This window comes from Pseudomonas sp. R62, from assembly GCF_000257605.1.
Classification (GTDB): Bacteria; Pseudomonadota; Gammaproteobacteria; order Pseudomonadales; family Pseudomonadaceae; genus Aquipseudomonas; species Aquipseudomonas atacamensis.
Map to the genome: position 1 here is coordinate 2,997,280 of NZ_JH635998.1, position 6,190 is coordinate 3,003,469.

Genomic DNA, 6,190 nt, shown 5'->3' on the forward strand with positions numbered 1-6,190 from the left:
GCGAGAAATACGACCGCTCCAAGGTCCAGGAACGCCACCGCGACCACGCCCTGTTCGTCGGCTTCGCCCCGGCCGATGATCCGAAAATCGTCGTGTCGGTGATGGTCGAGAACGGTGAGTCCGGTTCCGGCGTTGCCGCGCCAGTGGTGCGCCAGGTCATGGACGCCTGGTTGCTCGACCAGGATGGCCACCTGAAAGCCGAGTACGCCAGCCCTATCACTGCGGAGGCCCCGGCCCGTGATGAATAATTTCGATCGCATGCTCTCCAGCGAGGATGTGATGCGTCGCCGCGCGACGTTGCTGCAAAGACTGCATATCGATGGCCCGCTGTTGATCCTGTTGCTGATCCTCGCCGCCGGCAGCCTGTTCGTGCTGTATTCGGCCAGCGGCAAGAGCTGGGATCTGCTCGGCAAGCAGGCCACATCCTTCGGCATCGGCCTGGTGGCGATGATTGTCATCGCCCAGTTCGAGCCGCGTTTCATGGCCCGCTGGGTGCCGCTCGGTTACGTGATTGGTGTGATATTGCTGATCGTCGTCGACATCATGGGCCACAACGCCATGGGCGCCACGCGCTGGATCAACATCCCCGGGGTGATCCGCTTCCAGCCCTCGGAATTCATGAAGATCCTGATGCCGGCAACCATCGCCTGGTACCTGTCCAAACGCACGCTGCCGCCGCAGCTCAAGCACGTCGGCATCAGCCTGATGCTGATTGGCGTGCCGTTCATTCTGATCGTGCGCCAGCCCGATCTCGGTACCTCGCTGCTGATTCTCGCCGGTGGCGCCTTCGTCCTGTTCATGGGCGGCCTGCGCTGGCGCTGGATTCTCAGCGTGCTGGCGGCGGCGGTGCCGGTATCGGTGGCGATGTGGTTCTTCGTCATGCACGACTATCAGAAGCAACGGGTCCTGACTTTCCTCGACCCGGAAAGCGATCCGCTCGGTACCGGCTGGAACATCATTCAGTCCAAAGCCGCGATCGGTTCCGGTGGCGTATTCGGCAAAGGCTGGCTGCTCGGCACCCAGTCACACCTGGACTTTCTCCCGGAAAGCCACACCGACTTCATCATTGCTGTGCTTGGCGAAGAGTTCGGTCTGGTGGGGATTTGCGCGCTGCTGCTGATCTATCTGTTGTTGATCGGTCGCGGGCTGGTGATCACCGCCCAGGCGCAAACGCTGTTCGGCAAATTGCTCGCCGGCGCGTTGACCATGACTTTTTTTGTTTACGTTTTCGTCAACATCGGTATGGTCAGTGGCCTGTTGCCGGTCGTGGGGGTGCCGTTGCCGTTCATTAGCTACGGAGGAACTTCGCTGGTGACGCTGCTGTCAGCGTTTGGGGTTTTGATGTCGATCCATACCCATCGCAAGTGGATCGCACAGGTTTGAATAAGGTGAAGAGTGCAATGCAAGTAATGCGTGGCTGGGCGACTCGATGCGCGCCGCTGGTTGGCCTGATGGGCCTGCTGGGAAGCGTGCAGGAAGCGCTGGCCGGCGACTATGAAGGCTCGCCGCAGGTGGCCGAATTCGTCGGCGAAATGACCCGCGACTACGGTTTCGCCGGTGAACAACTGATGGGTGTGTTCCGCGAGGCGCAACGCAAGCAGTCGATTCTCGACGCCATCTCCAGACCCGCCGAACGGGTCAAGCAGTGGAATGAATATCGCCCGATGTTCATCACCGACGCGCGCATCGCCCGGGGTGTCGATTTCTGGCGTCAGCACGAGGCGACCCTGGCCCGTGCCGAGCAGGAATACGGCGTGCCGGCACAAGTGATCGTGTCGATCATCGGCGTCGAGACCTTTTTCGGACGTAATACCGGTAATTTCCGCGTGATCGATGCTTTATCGACCCTCGGCTTCGACTATCCTCCCCGTGCCGAATTTTTCCGCAAGGAACTGCGTGAGTTCCTCCTGCTGGCCCGTGAAGAGCAGGTCGACCCGCTGACCCTGAAAGGCTCGTACGCCGGGGCGATGGGCCTGCCGCAGTTCATGCCGAGCAGCTTTCGCGCCTACGCGGTGGACTTCGACGGTGATGGCCACATCAATATCTGGAACAACCCGGACGATGCCATTGGCAGCGTCGCCAGCTACTTCAAGCGTCATGGCTGGGTTGCCGGTGAACCGGTGGTCAGCCGCGCCGATGTGCGCGGCGAGCAGGCCGACGAAGGCCTGACCACCGGTATCGAGCCGGTGAAGACGGTCGCAGAGTTGCGGGCGCTGGGCTGGTCAAGTCATGATGCGCTGCGCGATGATATGCCGGTTACCGCATTTCGCCTCGAAGGCGACAACGGCCCTGAATACTGGATGGGCCTGCAGAATTTCTACGCGATCACGCGTTATAACCGCAGCGTGATGTACGCCATGGCCGTACATCAACTGTCTGAACAGCTGGTACAAGCACGGGGCGTCAAGTAATGCAGGCATTGCCTAACAATAAACCCCTGAAGCTGGTGGCTTTCGCTGCGTTGGCAGTCCTGGTCGCCAGTTGCACGACCAGCCGCACGCCGACGCAGAAAACCCCGTCCACTGCTGTCCGCGCCCAACCGGGCCTGGACATCAACCGCGCGCACAAAGACGGCGCGCCTTGGTGGGATGTCGATGTTTCGCGCATCCCGGATGCAACACCGACCCTGCACACCGGCCCGTACAAGGCCAATCCGTACACCGTGCTGGGCAAGACCTATTTTCCGTTGCAGGAATCCAAGACCTACGTGGCTTCGGGCACGGCGTCCTGGTACGGCACCAAGTTCCATGGCCAGAACACCGCCAACGGCGAAGTGTATGACCTGTACGGCATGAGTGCCGCGCACAAGACCTTGCCGCTGCCAAGTTACGTCCGGGTGACCAACCTGGACAACAACAAGACCGTGATCCTGCGCGTCAACGATCGTGGGCCGTTCTACTCCGATCGCATCATCGACTTGTCCTACGCAGCGGCGAAGAAGCTCGGCTACGCCGAAACCGGCACCGCGCGGGTCAAGGTCGAAGGCATCGATCCGCAGCAGTGGTGGGCGGCCAAGGGCCGTCCGGCGCCGCTGATGCTCAACGAGCCGCAAGTGGCGCAGAATAGCGCGCCAGTGATTACGGCTTCGGCCGGCACCGTCGAGCAATGGACACCGCCGCCGCAGCAACACGCCGCGGCCGTGGTGCCCGTGCAGATCGATGCAAAAAAAAACGCTTCTGCACCAGCGTCTGGCCAGTATCTGCAGGTGGGCGCGTTCGCCAACCCGGACGCTGCCGAACTGCTGAGGTCGAAGCTCAGCGGGATGGTGAGCGCGCCGGTGTTCATCAGCTCGATCGTGCGCAATCAGCAGACCCTGCACCGGGTACGCCTGGGGCCGATCGGCTCGCCGGGTGAGATCGCCCAGGTGCAGAACAGTGTGCGTCTGGCCAATCTGGGTTCGCCCAGCGTGGTCACCGAGTAACACGTAGACCTTGATTGACGGTTCACTTGCGGTATTCGGGGGGTGAACCAGGTTGTTGGCTCGTCGAAGAACAAAAGCCCGGCAAGGGTGACTGGAGTGAGCAACTGAACACGCGATGGCCCGTTAGAAGGCTGTCTGAATAAGTTTTGCCTTCGGGCAAGTTTCCATTAGCGATTTCGAGAGACGGATGAACATCACCACCTTTGCCAAACGCCTGTGTCTGCTAGTCCCGCTGCTCCTCTCGCCAGCCGCCTTCGCGGCCGAGATGATGCCGTCGCCACCACAACTGGCCGCCAAGGCCTATGTTCTGATGGACGCCAGCAGCGGCAACGTGCTGGTCGAAAACAACGGCGACCAGCGTCTGCCACCGGCCAGCCTGACCAAGCTGATGACCGCGTACATCGCGACCCTGGAAATCCGTCGCGGTCAGATCGGTGAAAACGATCCGGTGACTGTCAGCGAAAACGCCTGGCGCACCGGCGGTTCGCGGATGTTCATCAAGGTCGGTTCGCAGGTCACTGTCAGCGACCTGCTGCACGGCATCATCATCCAGTCCGGTAACGACGCCAGCGTCGCCCTGGCCGAGCACATCGCCGGCAGCGAAGACGCCTTCGCCGACCTGATGAACAAGACCGTCACCGAACTGGGCATGACCAATACCCACTTCATGAACCCGACCGGTCTGCCGAACCCTGAGCACTACTCGTCGGCGCACGACATGGCGATTCTGGCCCGTGCGATCATCCACGAAGACCCGGCTCACTATGCGATCTACTCGCAGAAAGAGTTCTTCTGGAACGGCATCAAACAGCCTAACCGCAACCTGCTGCTGTGGCGCGACAAGACCGTTGACGGTCTGAAAACCGGCCACACCGATGAAGCCGGCTACTGCATGGTGTCTTCGGCTGTACGTGATGGCCAGCGCCTGATCGCAGTGGTGTTCGGCACCAACAGCGAAGTGGCCCGCGCGGCTGAAACCCAGAAGCTGCTGACCTACGGTTTCCGCTTCTTCGAAACCCAGACCTTCTACCAGAAGGGCACCGAGCTGGCGCAGGCGCCGGTATGGAAAGGCACCACCAGCCAGGTCAAGGCCGGCCTGGCGCAAGACCTGACCATGACTCTGCCGAAAGGCCAGCTGAAGAAGCTCGCTGCCAGCATGACCATGAACCCGCAACTGGTTGCGCCAATCGCCAAGGGCGACGTGATCGGTAAAGTCGAAGTCAAACTGGAAGACAAGGTGGTGCACAGCGCTGACCTGATCGCTCTGGATGGCGTCGAGGAGGGTGGTATCTTCCGCCGCATGTGGGATAGCATCCGTCTATTCTTCTACGGCTTGTTCAACTGATTTAGTGTTGACCTGCATGGCCCCGCCCCGATCCGGCGCGGGGCCATGTGCGTTACCACGGCTTAAGAGGCCGTTACGCCATGACCGATACCGAAGTACAGGCGCCAAAGATCGAATTTCCCCAGACTGATTATCCGATCAAGGTGATCAGCGATACGGGCGTCGGCCGCAAAGACCAGATCATCGAGATCGTCAAGAAACACGCGACCATCAATGACGAGCGCATCGACGAGCGTCAGAGCAGCACCGGCAAGTACACCACCATCCAGCTGCACATCGTCGCCACCGATCAGGATCAGCTGTACAACATCAACAGCGAACTGCGGGCGACCGGCTTCGTGCACATGGTGTTGTGATGCACGGCACGCTGGGCTTTCGCGAGCTGGGCCAGATGGCTTACGAGCCGGTCTGGCATGCCATGCAACGTTTCACCAATGAGCGCGGCACTGCTGCCGCCGACGAAATCTGGCTCGTCGAACACCCGCCGGTGTTCACCCAGGGCCAGGCCGGCAAGGCTGAACACCTGTTGCTGCCGGGAGATATTCCGGTGGTGCAGGTCGATCGTGGCGGCCAAGTGACTTATCATGGCCCCGGGCAGCTGGTGGCTTATCTGTTACTGGATGTACGCAAGCTGGGTTTCGGCGTGCGTGATCTGGTCAGCCGCATGGAAGCCTGCCTGATCGAACTGCTGGCCAGCTACGGCGTCACCGCCGCCGCCAAGCCAGATGCTCCCGGCGTATACGTCGATGGAGCGAAAATCGCTTCTCTGGGTTTGCGCATTCGCCACGGTTGTTCCTTTCATGGCCTGGCCCTGAACGTGGATATGAACCTGGAACCGTTTCGACGGATTAATCCCTGCGGCTACGCCGGGCTGGCCATGACCCAGCTGAGCGATCACGCAGGATCGATTGAATTTGCCGAGGTAAGTGCCCGGCTGCGCGCGCAGCTCGTCAAACACCTCGACTATGCTGAGCAGACGACCCTCACGGGCGGAATCGACTGATATGACTACTGATGCAGTGCAAACCATGATCCCGACGCTCGACGTGACCGAGCGCCCGGCCCCGCGTCCCAAGGTTGAAGCCGGCGTCAAGCTGCGCGGCGCCGAGAAGGTTGCACGCATCCCGGTCAAGATCATCCCGACCACCGAACTGCCGAAGAAACCCGACTGGATCCGCGTGCGCATCCCGGTTTCGCCGGAAGTCGACCGCATCAAGAGCCTGCTGCGCAAGCACAAGCTGCACAGTGTCTGCGAAGAAGCGTCCTGCCCGAACCTCGGCGAATGCTTCTCCGGCGGCACCGCAACCTTCATGATCATGGGCGACATCTGCACCCGTCGCTGCCCGTTCTGCGACGTTGGCCACGGTCGTCCGAAGCCACTGGACGTCAACGAGCCGGAAAGCCTGGCCATCGCCATCGCCGAC

The 6,190-nt window shown here is 61.1% G+C and carries 7 protein-coding genes and 1 pseudogene; all 8 read left to right on the forward strand.

Annotated features, from left to right (window positions below; genetic code table 11):
* The coding region (locus OQK_RS14525; protein WP_038860956.1) for a penicillin-binding transpeptidase domain-containing protein at nt 1–248 on the forward strand (248 nt) is incomplete at its 5' end.
* 31 nt (nt 249–279) lie between these two features.
* A complete protein-coding gene (gene rodA, locus OQK_RS14530; RefSeq protein WP_050977864.1) occupies nt 280–1,383 on the forward strand; it encodes a rod shape-determining protein RodA in 1,104 nt (367 codons plus the stop codon).
* A 17-nt stretch (nt 1,384–1,400) separates the two neighbouring features.
* Nucleotides 1,401–2,411: a lytic murein transglycosylase B gene (mltB, locus tag OQK_RS14535; RefSeq protein ID WP_016773026.1), complete on the forward strand. Its 1,011-nt coding sequence runs from the start codon at nt 1,401–1,403 to the stop codon at nt 2,409–2,411.
* Complete coding sequence (locus OQK_RS14540; protein WP_016773027.1) at nt 2,411–3,421, forward strand: septal ring lytic transglycosylase RlpA family protein; 1,011 nt, start codon at nt 2,411–2,413, stop codon at nt 3,419–3,421. The genes mltB and OQK_RS14540 overlap by 1 nt, the downstream gene beginning before the upstream one ends.
* Before the next feature lie 187 nt (nt 3,422–3,608).
* On the forward strand, nt 3,609–4,766 hold the full coding sequence (locus OQK_RS14545) for a D-alanyl-D-alanine carboxypeptidase family protein (protein ID WP_016773028.1): 1,158 nt from the start codon (nt 3,609–3,611) through the stop codon (nt 4,764–4,766).
* Nucleotides 4,767–4,846: 80 nt separating this feature from the next.
* Nucleotides 4,847–5,122, forward strand: coding sequence for a DUF493 domain-containing protein (locus OQK_RS14550; protein WP_016773029.1), 276 nt, complete (start codon nt 4,847–4,849; stop codon nt 5,120–5,122).
* On the forward strand, nt 5,122–5,769 hold the full coding sequence (lipB, locus tag OQK_RS14555) for a lipoyl(octanoyl) transferase LipB (RefSeq protein WP_016773030.1): 648 nt from the start codon (nt 5,122–5,124) through the stop codon (nt 5,767–5,769). Before OQK_RS14550 ends, lipB begins: the two co-directional genes overlap by 1 nt.
* Nucleotides 5,770–5,794: 25 nt before the next feature.
* Nucleotides 5,795–6,190: pseudogene (locus OQK_RS14560) on the forward strand (lipoyl synthase); the annotation flags it as partial.